Raw genomic sequence first — 17,266 nt, forward strand, 5'->3', positions numbered from 1 at the left:
AGCAAGCTCGCTCCCACAGTGGATCTTTGGTGTTTGCAATATCTGGGTACACCACCCAACCCTGTGGGAGCCGAGCTTGCTCGCGATGACGGCGGCACAGCCGACATCACCGGCGCTGACCCACCGCTATCGCGAGCAGGCTCGCTCCCACAGTGGATCTTTGGTGTTCGCAATATCTGGGTACACCACCCCACCCTGTGGGAGCCGAGCTTGCTCGCGATGGCATCGCCTGGGTCTATCTGCTAGACCGAGGTGTTTGCATCGCGGGCAAGCCTTGCTCCCACAGGCTCAGCTCCCACATGAGGGTGTTTGATGGCCTGGCATTAGTCGTCAGGCTTCTCTAATGGCTCAACAGGCGCTTTTTTTATTGCACCTTCGCCAAATCCCCTTTCAACGCAACACCCGCCATGATCGCGCCGGCGTGGCATTCGTAGGTGGTGGAGTCCTTGCGTTCGTTGCGCTTGTAGAAGCTGACGATGTTGGTGACGGCATTGGCGCCGGCGTTCTTGGCTGCCTGGTGCAGGCTGATCAGGGCCGATTGCAGGACCCATTCGCAGGCTACTTCATCGGATTTGTTGAAAGCGTTGGTTTTCTTGTTGGTCACCGCACCTGGGCTGACCACGGTGACGTTGCCGGCCGGTTTGTTGCCGGCCAGGTAGAACTTCACGCTGCCGTCGATCTTGCCGGTGCGGATGGCTTCGGCGACGACTTTGTCGAACGGCAGGAACAGCGCGGTATCACGGGCCTGGCTGAGGCTTGGCAGGGTGCTGAGCAACAGGGCGGCGGTCACGGCGATTTTCTTCAACGACATCATGGTCTCCTTGACGAGGGGCAACAGGGTTTTGAATCCGATTCAGTGCCAGCGGCGGAAAATCAGCGAGGTGTTGACCCCACCAAAGGCGAAGTTGTTGTTCATCACGTATTCGTTGCTCATCGACCTGAACTCGTTACGCAGGTAATCGAGCTTGCCGCATTGGGGATCAACCTCATCGAGGTTGAAGGTGTGCACGTAGAGGTCGCGGTTCATCATTTCGATGCTGAACCAGGACTCCAGCGCCCCGCAGGCACCCAGGGTGTGGCCGAGGAAACTCTTCTGTGAGCTGATGGGCATGTGTTCGCCGAACAGGCTGCTGGTGGCCAGGGTTTCGGCAATGTCGCCCTGTTCGGTGGCGGTGCCGTGGCCGTTGACGTAGCCGATGGCCGAGGGCTCGAGGCCGGCATCTTCCAGGGCCAGTTCCATGGCCCGGCGCATGGTGAGCAGTTCGGGGCGGGTGGCGTGCTGGCCGTCGGCGTTGCTGCCAAAGCCGACGATCTCGGCATGGATCCGTGCGCCACGGGCTAGGGCGTGTTCCAGTTCTTCAAGCACGAGCATGCCGGCGCCTTCACCGATCACCAAACCGTCGCGGTCCTTGTCGTAGGGGCGCGGGCTGGTTTGCGGCGCATCGTTTTTCAGGCTGGTGGCGTAGAGCGCATCGAAGACCATCGCTTCGGTCGGGCACAGTTCTTCAGCGCCACCGGCGAGCATCAACGGCAGGCGCCCGAACTTGATGGCTTCGTAGGCGTAGCCGATGCCATGGCTGCCGCTGGTGCAGGCGCTGGAGGTGGGGATCAGGCGTCCGGTCAGGCCGAAGAAGATGCTGATGTTGGCCGCCGTGGTGTGGGGCATCATCCGCACGTAGGAGTTGGCGTTCAGCCCTTCGGCCACGCTGTTGAGCAGCATGTTGCCAAAGGCCTTGATCTCGTCGGTGCTGCCGGTGGACGAACCGCAGGACACGCCCATGCGCCCGTCCTTGATCGACTCGTCGCCCAGCAGGCCGGCGTCGGCCAGGGCCTGTTCCGCCGCGCCCACCGCCAGGCGCGAAACCCGGCCCATGCTGCGCAGTTGCTTGCGGGTCCAGTGGGCCGGGACCTGGAAGTCGTCGATGGGGCCGGCCAGGCGGGTGTTCAATTCGGTGAAACGGTCCCACTCATCCATGCGCCGGATGCCGCTGCGGTTGGCGGCGAAGTTGGCGGCGATGGTCTCCCAGTCGCTGCCTATTGAGGTGATACCGGCCATGCCGGTGACGACGACGCGCTTCATCAGCACAAGCCTCCGTTGACGGCCAGGACCTGCCGGGTGATGTAGCCGGCTTCGGCGGACATCAGGAAATTCACCGCACCCGCCACTTCTTCTGCAGTGCCCATGCGCTGGGCGGGGATCATCTTCATCAGTTCTTCCACGGGTACGTTTTCATCGAGCATGGCGGTGTCGATCAGGCCTGGCGCGACGCAATTGACGGTGATCTTGCGCTTGCCCAGCTCGATTGCCAACGCCTTGGCCGCGCCGATCAAACCGGCCTTCGAGGCGCTGTAGTTGACCTGGCCGCGATTGCCGATCAGTCCGGAAACCGAGGTGATGCAGACGATTCGCCCGGCGGCGCGACGACGGATCATCGGCATCATCACCGGATGCAGCACGTTGTAGAAACCGTCGAGGTTGGTGCGCATTACCACATCCCAGTCGTCTTCGCTCAGGGCCGGGAAGGCACCGTCGCGGGTCAGGCCGGCGTTGAGCACCACGCCGTAATAGGCACCGTGGGTGTCGACGTCGGCTTCGAGGATGGCCTTGCACGCGGCACGGTCGGCCACGTCGAATTGCAGCACCCGGGCGTTGCGGCCCAGAGCCTGGATTTGCGCCTGGACCGTCTCGGCCTCGGCGCGGCCGCTGCGGCAGTGCAGCACGATGTCGTGCCCGGCCTGGGCCAGGCGCAGGGCGATGGCGCGACCGATGCCACGGCTGGAGCCGGTGACCAGTACGGATTCAGTCATGACGGGTTTCCTGTTGCGGACGGTTCATGAAGGTAATGGGCGGCCTGGGGCGGACGGAATACGTTGAGCCGGGCCGTGGCGTGGATGCCGGGGGCGTGGATGTGGCATTCGAACACGCCCATGCCGTTGTCGTCTTCCAGGGAGCGCACGCCGTGGATGGTCAGCTCGACGCCGGCTGGAAAACACTCGACGTTGCATTCGAACTTGCGGGTGCCGAGCAAAAAGCCCAGGGCCACGGCATCACCCCGTTGGCGTGCATGGCAACCGGCAAAGGCGGCGACGCTTTGGGCCATCAGCTCGATGCCGACCCAGGCCGGCAGCGCGCCATCGTCGCGGCTGAACAAACCGCCGGGCTTGACGGTGGCGTGGGTATGGATCTGTTCGTCATCGAACGACAGGATCCGGTCGATGAGGATCATGTCGCCGGCATGGGGCAGCAGTTCGGCGAGCGGCCAGTCAATCATGGGGCGTCTCCGATAATCAGGCTGACGTTGTTGCCGCCGAATGCAAATGAATTGCTCATCAGGCGGCGCGGGGTGGCCGGGCTAAGGTGGGTGCCGGCGGTGACCCAGTCCAGCGCCGGCAGGGCCGGATCGGCCTGGCCGTCCCAGACATGCGGCGGCAGGGCCAGGGCGGTGTTCTCTGCGCTCAGGGCCAGCCAGCAGAACGCCGCTTCCAGTGCCCCGGCCGCGCCGAGGGTATGGCCCGTCATGGGCTTGGTGGACGAGCAGGGCACGCCCGCCGGAAACAGCCCGGCCACCGCCTGGCTTTCCATGGCGTCGTTGTGTTGCGTGGCGGTGCCGTGCAGGTTCAGGTAGTCGATCTGGCTGGCCTCGAGGCCGGCGCAACGCAGGGCTTTTTCCATGGCCTGGCGGGCGCCACGACCGCTGGGTTCAGGTGCGGAAATATGGTGGGCATCGGAACTGGCACCGTCGCCGAGCAAGGCAATCGGTGCTCCTTCGCCCGGCGTCTTGCTCATGAGGAACAGCACGGCTGCTTCGCCAATGTTGATGCCGCTGCGGTTCACCGAAAACGGATTGCAGCGTTCGTTCGACACCGCTTCCAGTGCGGAAAAACCGTTGAGGGTCAGTTTGCACAGGCTGTCCACGCCACCGCACAGCACCGCATCGCACAGGCCCAGGTCGAGCAGGCGCCGGGCGCTCATCAAGGCGCGGGCGCTGGAGGTGCAGGCCGTGGAAATCACGTAGGACGGGCCGCTCAGGCCGAGCCAGTCGGAAAGAAAGTTGGCCGGCGCGCTGAGTTCCTGTTGCTGGTAGTCGTAGCCGTCGGGGAAGTGTTGTTCGCGCAGGTAATGGGCAATGCCCTGGCTGGCCTCATCGATCCCCGAAGTGCTGGTGCCCAACACGATGCCGATGCGGGCGCGACCGTAGGCCTGGATGGCCTGGTCGATCTCGGCGCGAATCTGCAGCCCGGCTTCCAGCAGCAGTTGATTGTTGCGGCTGCGGTGCGCCAACAGGGTTGGGGGAATGGGGGCGAGTTCACCCGGCACCGCGGCAACCGGCAACGCACGTTCGGCGACCCAGCCGTCCTTGATACGCACGCCCGAGCAGTCGCCGGCAAACAGGTTGCGCGCGACGCTGCGCTTGTCGCGGCCCAGGGCACAGATCACCCCGAGGGCATTCAAATAGGCGGTCATTGGGCGTTCTCGGTCAACGGTGTGATGCGGTAGCGGGGGCCTTGGGGCAGGCTCATTTCAAAATCCAGCGGCTGCGTGTAGCGCACCTGCCAGCGACTATCGAGGGTCCGTTGCGCCGCCTGTTGCCGGGCGGCCGGGTAGTTGCCGGGCAGTTCGGCTTCGGGGGTCAGGGCGAACAACAACGCGGCGAACAACTCCCGGGCCTCGGCATTGGGCGGCAGCAGGCCGTCGGCCTGCCACTGGCCCGCGACCAGGCGCTGGCGGGCCACGGGAATGCCCAGCGGGTCCATCATCGACCAACGGATGCCGGCGTCTTCGCGCTGGATCACCAGCAGCCAATCCTGGCGTTGGCCGGCCATTGTCCGCTCGATGTGCAGTTGCATCGGCAAGGCCAGGGTTGGCGTGCGCTCGGGCAGCGGCGCATGGCTGGCGCAGGCACTGAGCAGCAACAGGCAGCCGATAAGCAGGGCACGAATCATCCGATGGCCCCTTCGACGGGCTTGCGAGCCACCACATTGACCAGGGTTTCCTCTCGCTCGCCGAACGGTTTGGCCCGGCGCAGGCCAAAACGCTCCAGCAAGCCGAAGTCCTTGGCGCGGCTCCACCACAGGTACGGATAGGACACGTTGCAGGTTTCGAACTGGAAACCCTGCCCACGGATCATCTCCAGGTACTGCGCGGCACTTTTCTGCACGTGCATGGGATGACGGAACAGCCAGCGAATCACCCAGGTGTCGATGTAGGCTTCGGTGGATTCGGCGAACATCAAATAGCCGCCGGGCTTGAGTACGCGGTAGAACTCGGCGAGGGCGTTTTCCTGTTCCACCAAGTGATGGAACGTCTGGTGGCAGAACAGCAGGTCGACGCTGGCATCGGGCACTGCCAATGTCGCGCAGTCGCTGCCAATCAGCTCCACGGTCATGCCCTGGCGCGTGGCCTCCTCCCGGCTCAGGTCCAGGCTGTGGGGGTCGGCATCCACGCCGATCAGGCGGTGTGGCGCGAACACCTGGCGCAGGTACTGGAATGATTTGCCCTGGCCGCAGCCGGCGTCCAGCAGCACCGGGTTGCTCGGCAGCGGGGTGCTGAACAGGCTGCGCAGGTCGTTGATCGCCACGCGCAACACATGGTGCTGCCAGGTGTGGCTGCGCAGGAACCAGAAACCGAAGCGGGTTTCTTCGACGTAGTTGTCGCTCAGGTAGCTCATGCTTGCTGACTCATGGCGTCGGGCTCGCGCAGATTTCCGAGAGCATGCGCAGGCGCCGCTTGGGTTCGCTGACAAACGGATTGCGCTGATCCCAGGCGTAGCCGGCTAGGATCGAGCTGATCATGCGGCGGATGTCGGCCGAGCCTTCGGTGTAGAAAATCACGTCCTGGAAGGTGCCGGCGTACCAGCCCTCGACATAGCAGCGGAAGGTGTCGACGCCGCGCTTGAGCGGCACGGCAAACTCGCTTTGCCAATCCACGGGTTCACCTTGCAACTGACGGTGGAGCACGTCGGCGGCCATGCTCGCCGAGCGCATGGCAATGGTCACGCCGGAGGAGAACACCGGGTCGAGGAATTCCGCAGCGTTGCCCAGCAGGGCGAAGCCTCGGCCGTGCAGGGTCTTGACGTTGGCCGAGTAGCCGCCGATGGTCCGCGCCGGGGTGTCCCACACGGCGTTCTGCAGCACGCCGGCCAGGCTTGGAGTTTCATCGATGAAACCGCGCAGGCAGGCATCGAGGTCGTCGGTGCGGCCGGCGAAATGTTCCGCCGCTGCAACCACACCCACCGAACAGCGCCCGTCGCTGAATGGAATGGTCCAGAACCACACGTCGCGTTTGCTCGGGTGGGTGGTGATGAGGATCTTGTCCCGATCAAAAGCCGGGGCGTCGATGCGATCTTCGATATGCGTGAACACCGCCTGGCGCACCGGGAAGTTCGACGGCGCCTCAAGGTCCAGCAGGCGCGGCAGGACTCGGCCATAGCCGCTGGCATCGAGCACGAAATCGGCTTCGACGCAGTACTCGCTGCCGTCTTCGCGCTGCACGCCCAGTTGTGGTTTGGCGAGAGTGAAATCGGCGTTGGTGATTGCTTGGCCGTAGCGGATCTCCACGCCTTGCAGGGCGGCCTGGTCGGCCAGCAACTTGTCGAAGTCGGCGCGTTGCACCTGGAAGGTCGTGGGCTTGCCGTTGCTGAAGGTGTCGCCGAAATCGAAGGCACTGTAGCGCTCGCCCCAGGCAAACGCGGCGCCGTTCTTGCGCTGGAACCCGGCGGCATTCACCGCGTCGAGCATGCCGGCTTCTTCGACGAAATCCAGGCAATGGGACAGCAGGCTCTCACCGATGGAGAACCGGGGGAAATGCTGGCGCTCGATGACCAGCACATCGTGGCCCTTGCGCTTGAGCAGCGCGGCGGCGATGGCGCCGGAAGGGCCTGCGCCGATGATGACGACCTGTCGACGTTCCGTTTCAACTGTTGGCACGGGAGCTCCTGGCCGGGACGGCAAGCGAGGGGATACGGTGGAAACCGGCCACGGCCGGCAGCAATGTGGCGATCAGCCCCATCAGCATCAGCGTGAAATACAACGCCGGGCTGATGAGTTGTTGTTGCAAGAGCAGGTTGAGGAAGACGATTTCACTCAAGCCGCGAATGTTCAGCAGGACACTTTCGCGCCAGCGACTGGCGCCGGCGAATGATGTGGTGGCCCAACCCAGGCCCAGCCAGTTGCCCAGCAGTTTGCTGGCAATGGGCAACAGCAGCAACGCGGTCAATTGCACCCCGTCGAGGCTGCTCATGGCGCTGTGGACGTCGATCTGCACAATGCCGAACGTGAGGATCAGCGGGATCGCCAGGTATGTCTGCAAACCCTGCATCCAGGCGATATTGAGCGGCAGCCTCAAGGGCACTTTGAGCGCGGCCATGCACAGCAGATAGCCGATGCCGACGATCAGGGCATTGAGCCGGTAGTGCTCGGCCACCACCAGCAAGGCAAAAAACACGCCGCTGTACAGCAACGGCTGGCGCAGGCCAACCAGGCGCAACAGCAGCGGCACACAGGCGCCGGCCAACGGCAACAGCAGGCTGCCCAGGTGAAGACTGCCCTGGGCCAGGCCGAACAAGCTCCAGCAGGCCAGGTCGATCAGGATCGCCGTTTGCACCAGTCGCCGTGTGGCGGCGGGTGGGTAATCGATGTGATGCAGGTACAGGTACAGCACCGGGATCGCCGTGATCGCAAACAGCAGTCCCACCGCCAGGGAGCTGATCCAGGGCTGGGGCGGCAGCAGCCAGAACGCTGTCGCCAGACCGCAGGCGAACGGAACGACGAAGCTTGGCAGGGCGATTTTCACGCTCTGGCGGTCCAGGCGCAGGTCGATCACGTCGCTGAGGATGTGCCCCAGCAACAGCGCAAACGCGAGGCTGTAAAGGTTCTTCAGCCACACCGGCGACACCAGTTGCGCGCCGCTGAGCTGCCAGCCCGGCTCGATCCAGAAATACATCAGCAGCGGCAGGCCGAACGTCGCCAGCAACAACTGGCTGACAATCGGGATCAACCCGAAGCGACGGCCTATGTGGGTCGCGACTGCGAATAGCCCCAGGGCCATGAGCCAGAACAGTAGGATCATCATGGGGCGGGCTCCGCGACCGCTGCCGCGTGGGTCTGGTGTCCGACCCACGGCGCCAGCATGAAACTGAAGGCCAGCCCCAGGCTTACTGCCAGGCCGAAGTTGCTCACCGCCGGGGTGCTGGACAGCGCCAGCAGGCCGAACGACAGCCAGGTGGTGACCGCCGCCAGCAACGTGCCCAGCAGGCTCACGGCGGCACCGCCGATCTGCTCGCGCATCAGGATCGCGTAATCGACACCGATGGCCGTGACCAGCAACAGGCCGAACAGGCTGAACAAGGTCAGTGGCTGCCCCAGCCAGCCGAGGCTCGCCAAACTGCACAGCGCGGCCAGCAATGGCAGGGCGACGATGCGCAAGGCCGCGCCGACACCGAACGGCCAGATCAGCACCAGCACAATCAACACGCAGGAGGCCAGTTTCAATTCGGCGGCGCTGACCTGCGTGGCGGCGAAGACCCGGTTCAGGTCGCCCAGGCGATCCACCAGTTGTACGCCCGGCAAATCCACCGCCTGCACCCGCAGCAATGCGGCATCGTTCAAGCCTTGGAGGCTGATCATGGCGGCCACGCCTTGCCCTGTCGGTCCGAGCCAGAGTGTGCGATAGGGCTCCGCCAGGGGCCCGGTCAACGCGGCATCGATGTCTTCCACCGGCAAGGCTTGCAGTTGCGCCAGCTCCGCTTGCAGCGCGGCGACCGGCACGCCCAGGTCCAGCAGCGGTTGCCAGAAGGCTGGCAAGCGGGCCAGGGCCTCACGCACGTTCTGCTGTTCGGCGGGGGGGCTGACCAGTTGGTTCAGCGACAGGTAGCCCTGGAGTTTTTCCAGGCCGATCAACTGATCCAGCCGCTCGTTGAGGGCGGTCTGGCGCTCCAGCAGTTGGGACTGATCGTCGGCGCGGATCAGGAAGAACTGGCTGGTGGGCTGGAAACCGGTGATGCGCGCGATGTCGCGGGCTTCGTCGGTGAGGTGCTGGGGCGTGCCGATCCACTGGCGAATGTCGTTTTTGGTGGTCAGGTGCCAGAGGCCGCCTGCGCAAAAGCTCAGCAGCAACACCAGCAGCACTGGCGTGGGCACCCGCGCCAACAGCGCTTGGCGGGCCTGGAGCAGGCATTCGCACAGCCGCAGCGGCCACTGGGCCGGGCGCAAGTCGGCACCCTTGAGCAGCGCCGGCAGCAGGCAGACGGCGCTCAGGTAGGCGCCGACCAGCCCAGCGGCGGAAAAGATCGCGATCTGGGTCAAGGCCGGGAAGGGCGTCCAGGCCAGGGCCAGGTAGCCGATGCAGGTGGTCACAAGGCTCAGGCTCAGCCCCGGCAGGGTCAGGCGCAAGGCCGGCCAGCTGCGCCATGGCTTCAGGCTCCAGCTCTTGGACAGGTAGTGCAACGGGTAATCCACGGCCACGCCAATCAGGCTGGAACCCAGGACGAGGGTCATCACATGCATGCGGCCAAACAAGGCCACGCACGCCACCGCGCCGAACAGCATGCCCACCAGCACCGGCACGAACGCCAGCCACACGCGCAGGCGCCGGAAGGCCAGCAACAGCAGCAGCAAGATGCCGACCGTCGCGCCACCGCCGACCCAGGTGATTTCCCGCGACGCCTGTTGCTGGCCGCTGGCGGCGTACAGCAGGCCGCTGGCCGCCAGCAGTTGCCCTTGGGCCTGGGCCGCCTGGTCGCGGCTGCGTTGCAGCAGCTCGGCCACTTGCAGCGGCAGGTTCATGTCGAAGGCGTTGCCCTGGGCCCGGGCCCGTAGCATCACCCAGCTTTTACCGTCGGCATCGGCGACCAGCGCACCGCTGCCGATGTCGAATTTTATCGCGCCGCGTTGTGGCTGGCTGTTCTGGATGCGCCCGGTCAGGCCCAGCCAGTCGTCCTGGTTCGGCACCAGGCTGAAGCCGCTGAATGGGTCGAACAGGGCCTGCACCCGCTGTTGGATGAACGCCTCGGGCTGCTCGATCAATTGCTGCCGGTCCACCGCCGAGAGCATCGCCAGCCGCCCGTTGAGCAATTGCCTGCGCAGCGCCGGCAAGTCGGCCTGCAACGTCCACTGCACCTTGTCGAACAGGCCGCTGGCCTGCCATTGCTCGCCGAGGGTTTGCGCCAGGGCGATGGCTTGCTGGCGATCGGTGTGACCGACCAGCACCAGCACCTCGCGATTGAGCGGCTCCTGCATGCGTTGTTCGGCGATCAGCTCCAGGGCATCGGGCGACGTCCCCGGCACCAGCTCCATGAGATTGGCCGACAGCGGCGCGCCGTTACGCCATTGCCAACCGGCGAGCGCGAGCACCGCCAGCAGCAGGATCAGGAACAGCCGGGGCAGCATCCGTTCACTCGGCAAAATCATGTTGCTCCGCTTCGCTCAACGGTTGCGCAGGGGTAGCGTCCTGCATGCGCAGCACGGTGCTGTCGCCCTGGGTTTCGAGCAGTTCGATGCGCTGTACCAGTTCGCCGCCGTCAATGTTGATCTGGTTGAAAACCTGTTTGAGCAGCACCGAGCGCGGGGTCAGGGTGAGCTTCCATTGTTGCGGCTCGCCCGACAGGCTCAGTTCGAAATCCCGCTGCAGGCCTGTGCTGTCACCCTGCAATACGGCCAGGAACAAGCGGTTCTGCTCGGCGCCGGCGCTCTTGTTCGGCAACATCTGCCAGGTGCTGCCGTCTCGTCGGGCGATGCCCTGGGTGGTGATGCGGTAGTCCTGTTGCAGCGGGGTTTGCAGCAGCCACAGCAGGCCGTGGTTTTTCGCCAGCACGAAGCGGCCCTTGCTGGTGAGGGGCTGGGGCAGGGCGCGCAGGTGTTTTTCCTGGATGAACTGCCCGTGGATCACCTCCGGGCGGGCCAGTTGCTCGCTCAGTTGTTGCAAGTCGAACGCTTGGGCAGCGGGCGCCAGGCAGCACAGCAACAGCCAGATAACCAGGCGCTTCATGGCAGTTTCCTTTCCACGGCTTGAACAAAGACCCGGGGCGAGGCCAGCAGCATTTCGCGACTGGCGAGGTCCACGGCCACTTGCACCGAACTGGCACGGGTCAAGCGCTCGCCGGTGGCTGCGTCGCTGATCAGGTAATTGATCTTCAGCCGGTTTTCCCACTCCACCAGACTGGCACGCACGGTCAGGGCCTGGCCGAACACGGCGCTGCGCACGTAGCGCAATTGCAGGTCGATGATCGGCCACGCATGGCCGGATTCGAGCATGTCGTTGTAGTTGTGGCCAATCAGGTCGAGCAAGGCACAGCGGGCCACTTCCAGGTATTTGACGTAGTGGCCGTGCCAGACCACGTTCATCGAATCGACATCGAAGAACGGCACCACGATGTGTGTGTCAACGTGCAAAACGCCTTGGTTACGCATGCAGCCTCCAGTGTTGCTCGGCGATGCGTTGCAGGCACAGGCGCAGCTCGCCTTCCAGGGCGCGGTCTTCGATCACCGGCGGGAAATCCTCGGCCAGTTGCTGGTGCATGGCGGCCAGGGCCGGCGGCAGTGGGCGCGCGTCTTCGGCACGGCTGCGCAGCCAGACGCCCTGGTTGGCGGCCAGCAAGGTGGCGGCGGCGACTTGTTCGGTCAGCTCCAGTACGCGGATCGCGTCCCGGGCGGCGATGGTGCCCATGCTTACCTTGTCCTGGTTGTGGCACTCGGTGGAGCGCGAGAACACGCTGGCCGGCATGGTGTTTTTCAGGGCTTCGGCGGTCCAGGCACTGGTGCCGATCTGCACGGCCTTGAAGCCATGGTTGAGCATCGCCCGCTCGGCGCTGGCGCCGGACAGGTTGCTGGGCAGGCCATGGTTGTAGCGCTCGTCCACCAGCAGTGCGAGCTGGCGATCGAGCAGGTCGGCGACGTTGGCCACCAGGTTCTTCAGGCTGTCCATGGCGAAGGCGATATGCCCGCCGTAGAAGTGCCCGCCGTGCAGCACGCGCTCGGCTTCGGCGTCGATGATCGGGTTGTCGTTGGCGCTGTTGAGTTCGGTTTCGATGAACGCGCGCAGCCAGCCCAGGCTGTCGGCCAATACCCCAAGCACATGGGGCGCGCAGCGCAGGGAATAGCGATCCTGCAGGCGATGCAGCGGCGCGGTGGGGGCGTCGATCGCCAGGTCCTTGCGCAGCCACGCGGCGACTTGCATCTGCCCCGGGTGTGGCTTGGCGGCGAACAGGCGTTCGTCGAAGTGTTCCGGGTTGCCTTGCAGGGCGACGACGTTCAGCGCGGTGATGCGGGTCGCCAGTTGCAGCAGGTAGTCGGCGCGGGCGAAGGCCAGGCAGGCCAGGCCGGTCATCACGGCGGTGCCGTTCATCAGCGCCAGGGCTTCCTTGGGCCGCAGCACCAATGGGGTCCAGCCCAGTTCACGGTGCACATCAGCGGCCAATCGTTGTTCGCCACGGAACATCACTTCCCGTTCACCGGACAGCGTGGCGGCGACGTAGGACAGCGGCGTCAGGTCGCCGCTGGCGCCCACCGAGCCCTCTTCCGGAATCAGCGGCAGGATGTCGTGTTCGAGAAAGGCCTGGAGGCGTTCCAGCAGTTCCACCCGCACCCCGGACACGCCGTGGCACAGCGACTGCAGACGCGCCGCCAGCACCGCACGGGTGGCCTGGGCGTCGAGCAACTTGCCCAGGCCGCAGCCGTGGAACGTGTACAGGTGACGCGGCAGGGCCTCGACGTGGTGCAACGGCACGGCCACCACGCAGGAGTCGCCGTAACCGGTGGTCACGCCGTAGATAACGCCTTCCTTGTCCAGCAGGGAATCGAGGAATTGCGCACCCTTGGCGATGCGCTGGCGGAACGCCGGGTCATCCTGCAACTGCGTCGGTGCCTGACGGTTGGCCAGGGCCAGCACATCTTCGATGCGCAAGGGGCGTTCGCCGAAGGTTACCGGCTCAAGAGTGGGCATCGTCATCGGTCTTCCAGAAAGGGTAAAAGTTGAACCACTGTTGGGGCCCCTGGAGGCAGTATTGCGCCAGGCGCTCGGCGTAGCGGCCAGCCCAGTAGGCGATCACTTGCTCGCGGTCGTTGCGTTTCCACACCACGGCATCGGCGAAGGGTTCGAGGGTGACGCGATAGCGTCCCTCGTGCTTGAGGCACATCAGCAGGTTGACCGGGCATTTCAGCAGGCCGGCCAACAGCCAGGGGCCCTGGGGGAATGCGGCCGCAAGCCCCATGAAGTCCACGGTCACGCTGCGCCCGCCGTGCAGCGGTACGCGGTCGCCGGCAATCGCCAGCCACTCACCGCGCTCCAGGCGCTCGCTCAACTGCAACATGATCACCGGGTTCAGCTCGCTGACCTGGATCAGCCGCAAGTGCGTGGCACCGGCTTCGCCCAGCAAACGGTTGAACTGCTCGGCGTGCTTGGTGTGCACCAGCACGTTCATGGTGACTTTCTCGCCCAGCTCGGCCAGGGCCCGGCACATCTCCAGATTGCCCAGGTGCGCGCCCACCAGCATTTGCCCGCGGGCATCGCGCAGATGATTGCGCAGCAGCGCCGGGTCGACGATTTCGATCTGGTCGATGCTCAGCTTGCCGTTCCAGACGTCGAGCTTGTCCAGCAGGGAGTCGGCAAAGGCCATGAACTGCCCGAACACCCGCCAGCGGGTCGGGCGCAGCTCGGGACGTGCGCTCCAGTCGGCCAGGCGTTGCTGATATTGCCAGGCGGCCTGGCGAGCGCTGCGGCCGAAAATGAAGAAGTACAGGACGATGCCGTACAGCACCGGGGTCAGCAAACGCCGACCGAGCACCTTGGCGGCGAGCGCGGTGAGTTTCATCAGCCAGAAACTGCCGCGCTCCTGGCGGTCGGCCCAATGCTGCTTGTCTTCCTGAACGCTCATGCCCGCCACCGTCGCCAGAGAATCAGGGGGAAACGCACCAGCATGCCGAAGAACAACCGGGTGTGCATGCTGGAAATCAGTACGTTGTCGTGGAACAGGCGAAAGTGCGAGACCCCGTCCTGAGGGTAATGGACCCGCGTGTGCAGCCAGTGCATCGGCTGATTGCGCCAGGCCAGGCGCACGAGGATGTCCGAATCGAAATCCATCCGCTTGCCGATATTGGCCGAGTCGATCAGCGCCAGGGTCGGTGCCAAGGGGTAGACCCGAAAGCCGCACATGGAGTCGCGGATTTGCAAGGACAGGCTGTTGATCCAGACCATCACGTGGGTCAGGTAGCGCGCGTACAGACGACCTTTCGGCACGCTGGCGTCGTAGCGCGGATAACCACAGATCACCGCGTCCGGGTGGGCACGGGATTGCTCGATGAACGTCTTCACGTCGCCAAGATCGTGCTGCCCGTCGGCGTCCACCTGCAAGGCGTGGCTGAAGCCCAGGCGCGCCGCTTCCCGCAAGCCGGTCATCACCGCGCCGCCCTTGCCCTGGTTGACGGCCAGCCTGACCAGGTGAACCCGCTCGCCCTCGGCCAGCCGATCGAGCACGGCGGCACACGCCGGGCTGCTGGCGTCATCCACCAGCACGCAGGGCAGGCCGTTGGCGAGCAACGCCTGGACCACGGCCGAGATGGCGGTTTCGTGGTTGTAGACCGGGATGACGGCGCAGGGGTTATGCATATTCTGCTCCCTCCACGGTTTCCCTGTGCACAACCTTCCTGTGGCGAGGGGATTTAGCGAACCGTCGCACCGCCCCGCTCGAGTGCGAAGCGCTCGCCATCAGTCTGTGTCGTTGCGAAGAATTTGGGGTTGCTGCGCAACCCAGCGGGGATAAATCCCCTCGCCACAGGAGCACCTCGGTGCAATCAGTCATCGGCCACCCCCAACACAATCCGTCCACTGGAGCACGCCGCCGTGTCATTGCGGTAGGCAAAGTACAACTTGCAGCGCTCGCGGTCGAAGCGCAGGTGCAGCTGGATTTCATCGCCGGGGCGAACCAGTTGCTGGAATTTCAGCACTTCCATGCCGACGAAGCGGGGCGGCAGGTCCAGCAATTGCCGGCCCAGGCTCAAGGCCCAGTCGACCTGCACCACGCCCGGCAGTACCGGCGCGGTGGGGAAGTGGCCGCTGAAGTACGCCAGGTCTGGCGGCACGACCAGTTGCAGGTTCCACTCACCGTCGGTTTCGACGTGTTCCAACACTTCGGGAGCCTTGGGGCGTGGCGCCATCAGCAGCGCCTCGACTTCGGCCTGGGGCAGCTTGCCCTGGGCGTTGAGCGGCAATTGCCGCAGCCAGCGCCAACGCCGCGGCAGGGCGAGGGTTTCGCAATGTTCGCTCAGGTGCCGGCGCAGGCCCTCGGTGACGGCGCGCCGGCCCTGGTTGCGCAAGGCTCGCAGGCCAGCGTCGCTCAGCACCAGCAGCGCGCCGAGGGAGGCGCGATTTTCCTGCACCACCCCCAGCCGCGCTTCGCTGACCCAGTCGTGGGTTACCAGCGCTTGTTCGAGCATCGGCAGGGAGATGCGTTTTTCTTCGAGCTTGACGATACGGTCCAGTCGCCCGAGGAGCTCAAAGCGCCCATCTTCGGCGATTCGTGCCGCGTCGGCGGTGTGTTCCACATGCCCGGCCGGCAGATAGGGCGAGGCGATCAGCAAGGCGCCGTCGCTGTCCTGGCTCAGCTCGACGTCGGCAAAGGGTTGCCACAATCCGTCACCCTGGCGCCAGGCGATGCCGCCGGTTTCCGAACTGCCGAAAATTTCCGTCGGCCATTGCCCCAGGCGCTGCTGCAGGCTTTGCGCAGCCTCGGGGGGCAAGGCGCCGCCAGAGGAGAACACCCGGCGCACGCAGCTCAAGGCCGGCCAATCGAGGTTGTCGCCCATGCGCTTGAGCAGCGCCGGGCTGGCGACCCAGGCGAAGGCCGGTTGCTCACGGCTGGCACGTTGCAGGTCTTCCGGGAAGGCCAATTGCCGACGCACGAACGCACGCCCGGCGCACAGCGGCCACAGCACCCGGAACAGCAGCCCGTAGATGTGTTGTGCGGCAACGCTGCCGATCATGCAGGCCGGGCCCAGGTCGGCGCCCCACAGGTGTTCCAGGGCCAGGACCTCGTTACTCAACTGGCGCAGGGTTTTCTCGATGCGCTTGGGCTCGCCGCTGGAGCCGGAGGTGCACAGGCTCAGCCAGCAGTGATCGAGGTCCAGTTCGGCGGCGTCCATCGGCGCCTGTTGCACGTCGTTGGGATGGGTGTCGCCGGGCTGGTCGGTCAGCCACAGATCCACGTCCGCCGCCCAGCGCTGGCGTGTCTGCGTTTGCAGGTCGGCGGGAAGCAGGACTCGCACCCCGGCGCGCCAGGCACCGAGCAGGGTGATGGCCAGGTCGGCGGCATCTTCCAGGTGCACCGCCACATGCCGCACGCCCCGGGCGTGCAGGCCGGCCGCCAGGCGCAACGCCGCGTCCCGCAGTTGCGAGTGATTCAGCGCCGGATCGACCGCAACGGTGCGTTCCGGCTGAGCCTTGAGCAGCATCTGCTCAAGTGTTATCCAATTCATGGGCGGCCTCTTACCCGTTGTCGTATGAGCCATTCAATGGCAAACAGCAGCCCCATCAATCCGTAGGAAATCAGGCCGGTGTACAACATCCACCAGCTCAGCGGCGCCCAGAGGGTCAGGGCGGCGGCGAGCAAGCCGTTACACAGGAAAAACACACTCCAGGCCACCGTGACCTGACGGGTATATACCACCGCCTTGGCCGGCAGCTGCGGTTCGCGCAGGCGGGCCAGGCGTTCGATCATCGGCGGGCCGTATTTCAGGCTCAGCACGAACAGCCCGAGCATGAACGCGCTGATCAGCACCGGGTACCAGCGCAGCAGGAGCGGGCTGTCGAACAGCGCGAGCAATACACAAAACACGATCGCCGTGGCCGCCATCCAGCGGCTGCCGGCCCCGCCCTTGCCAAGCAACGCCCGGGCCAGCCACAGGCTGCCCAGCAGCAGCCCGAACTGCCACGGGGCGAAGTGCTCCATGCCGAAATACACCGCAAAGGGGTAGAGCAGGCCCGCCAGCAGCAGGCCGAGGCCAATCAGCCGGGTCATGCGGCCGGTTGGACCAGTCGATAAACCGCCTCGACCACGTCATTGACGGTGCGCACCGACTTGAATTCTTCGGCGGCGATTTTCTTGCCGGTCTGGCGCTTGATATGGTCGATCAGGTCGACTGCATCGATGCTGTCGATTTCCAGGTCCTGGTACAGGTTCGATTCCAGCGTCACACGCTCAGGGTCCAGCTCGAAAAGCTCGACCAGAGCATCGCGCAGGGTGTGGAAAATGTCGTCACGAGTTTGCATGGTCCGGTC

Annotated in this window: 18 protein-coding genes; all 18 read right to left on the minus strand. The window is 65.0% G+C overall.

What is annotated here, in order from left to right:
• Positions 1-364 precede the first annotated feature (364 nt).
• The 18 genes from AD662_RS02320 to AD662_RS02405 all read right to left on the minus strand — a co-directional run bounded on the left by AD662_RS02320 (position 365) and on the right by AD662_RS02405 (position 17,257).
• A complete protein-coding gene (locus AD662_RS02320) occupies positions 365-811 on the minus strand; it encodes a hypothetical protein (RefSeq protein WP_018603453.1) in 447 nt (148 codons plus the stop codon).
• Between the two features lie 42 nt (positions 812-853).
• Positions 854-2,080 carry a beta-ketoacyl-ACP synthase gene (locus tag AD662_RS02325; protein WP_053185254.1) on the minus strand — a complete coding sequence of 409 codons (1,227 nt, stop codon included), beginning with the start codon at positions 2,078-2,080 and terminating at the stop codon, positions 854-856.
• Positions 2,080-2,808 (minus strand): 3-oxoacyl-ACP reductase FabG, encoded by a 729-nt coding sequence (fabG, locus tag AD662_RS02330; RefSeq protein ID WP_053185257.1) that lies wholly within the window; start codon positions 2,806-2,808, stop codon positions 2,080-2,082. Before fabG ends, AD662_RS02325 begins: the two co-directional genes overlap by 1 nt.
• Positions 2,805-3,272: a hotdog family protein gene (locus AD662_RS02335; protein ID WP_014336202.1), complete on the minus strand. Its 468-nt coding sequence runs from the start codon at positions 3,270-3,272 to the stop codon at positions 2,805-2,807. Before AD662_RS02335 ends, fabG begins: the two co-directional genes overlap by 4 nt.
• A complete protein-coding gene (locus AD662_RS02340) occupies positions 3,269-4,465 on the minus strand; it encodes a beta-ketoacyl-[acyl-carrier-protein] synthase family protein (RefSeq protein WP_053185259.1) in 1,197 nt (398 codons plus the stop codon). The genes AD662_RS02335 and AD662_RS02340 overlap by 4 nt, the downstream gene beginning before the upstream one ends.
• Complete coding sequence (locus AD662_RS02345) at positions 4,462-4,944, minus strand: DUF3261 domain-containing protein (protein WP_053185262.1); 483 nt, start codon at positions 4,942-4,944, stop codon at positions 4,462-4,464. Before AD662_RS02345 ends, AD662_RS02340 begins: the two co-directional genes overlap by 4 nt.
• On the minus strand, positions 4,941-5,669 hold the full coding sequence (locus AD662_RS02350; RefSeq protein WP_053185267.1) for a class I SAM-dependent methyltransferase: 729 nt from the start codon (positions 5,667-5,669) through the stop codon (positions 4,941-4,943). The genes AD662_RS02345 and AD662_RS02350 overlap by 4 nt, the downstream gene beginning before the upstream one ends.
• A gap of 10 nt (positions 5,670-5,679) precedes the next feature.
• Positions 5,680-6,927, minus strand: a complete 1,248-nt coding sequence (locus tag AD662_RS02355) for an NAD(P)/FAD-dependent oxidoreductase (RefSeq protein WP_053185270.1) — start codon at positions 6,925-6,927, stop codon at positions 5,680-5,682.
• Positions 6,914-8,071: a hypothetical protein gene (locus tag AD662_RS02360; RefSeq protein WP_053185273.1), complete on the minus strand. Its 1,158-nt coding sequence runs from the start codon at positions 8,069-8,071 to the stop codon at positions 6,914-6,916. Before AD662_RS02360 ends, AD662_RS02355 begins: the two co-directional genes overlap by 14 nt.
• Positions 8,068-10,407 carry an MMPL family transporter gene (locus AD662_RS02365; protein WP_053185276.1) on the minus strand — a complete coding sequence of 780 codons (2,340 nt, stop codon included), beginning with the start codon at positions 10,405-10,407 and terminating at the stop codon, positions 8,068-8,070. Before AD662_RS02365 ends, AD662_RS02360 begins: the two co-directional genes overlap by 4 nt.
• Positions 10,391-10,984, minus strand: coding sequence for a LolA family protein (locus AD662_RS02370; protein WP_053177848.1), 594 nt, complete (start codon positions 10,982-10,984; stop codon positions 10,391-10,393). The genes AD662_RS02365 and AD662_RS02370 overlap by 17 nt, the downstream gene beginning before the upstream one ends.
• Positions 10,981-11,406, minus strand: coding sequence for an acyl-CoA thioesterase (locus AD662_RS02375; protein WP_053185279.1), 426 nt, complete (start codon positions 11,404-11,406; stop codon positions 10,981-10,983). The genes AD662_RS02370 and AD662_RS02375 overlap by 4 nt, the downstream gene beginning before the upstream one ends.
• A complete protein-coding gene (locus AD662_RS02380) occupies positions 11,399-12,943 on the minus strand; it encodes an HAL/PAL/TAL family ammonia-lyase (protein WP_024616258.1) in 1,545 nt (514 codons plus the stop codon). The genes AD662_RS02375 and AD662_RS02380 overlap by 8 nt, the downstream gene beginning before the upstream one ends.
• Positions 12,924-13,868, minus strand: coding sequence for a lysophospholipid acyltransferase family protein (locus AD662_RS02385; RefSeq protein WP_053177849.1), 945 nt, complete (start codon positions 13,866-13,868; stop codon positions 12,924-12,926). Before AD662_RS02385 ends, AD662_RS02380 begins: the two co-directional genes overlap by 20 nt.
• Complete coding sequence (locus AD662_RS02390) at positions 13,865-14,599, minus strand: glycosyltransferase family 2 protein (RefSeq protein ID WP_018603427.1); 735 nt, start codon at positions 14,597-14,599, stop codon at positions 13,865-13,867. Before AD662_RS02390 ends, AD662_RS02385 begins: the two co-directional genes overlap by 4 nt.
• 185 nt (positions 14,600-14,784) lie before the next feature.
• A complete protein-coding gene (locus tag AD662_RS02395; protein WP_033062488.1) occupies positions 14,785-16,464 on the minus strand; it encodes an ApeI family dehydratase in 1,680 nt (559 codons plus the stop codon).
• Entirely contained in the window at positions 16,461-17,006 is a 546-nt protein-coding gene (locus AD662_RS02400; protein ID WP_018603423.1) for a COG4648 family protein, read from the minus strand. The genes AD662_RS02395 and AD662_RS02400 overlap by 4 nt, the downstream gene beginning before the upstream one ends.
• Positions 17,003-17,257 carry an acyl carrier protein gene (locus tag AD662_RS02405; RefSeq protein WP_003197040.1) on the minus strand — a complete coding sequence of 85 codons (255 nt, stop codon included), beginning with the start codon at positions 17,255-17,257 and terminating at the stop codon, positions 17,003-17,005. Before AD662_RS02405 ends, AD662_RS02400 begins: the two co-directional genes overlap by 4 nt.
• Positions 17,258-17,266: the final 9 nt, after the last annotated feature.

It is taken from the genome of Pseudomonas kilonensis (genome assembly GCF_001269885.1).
GTDB lineage: Bacteria > Pseudomonadota > Gammaproteobacteria > Pseudomonadales > Pseudomonadaceae > Aquipseudomonas > Aquipseudomonas kilonensis.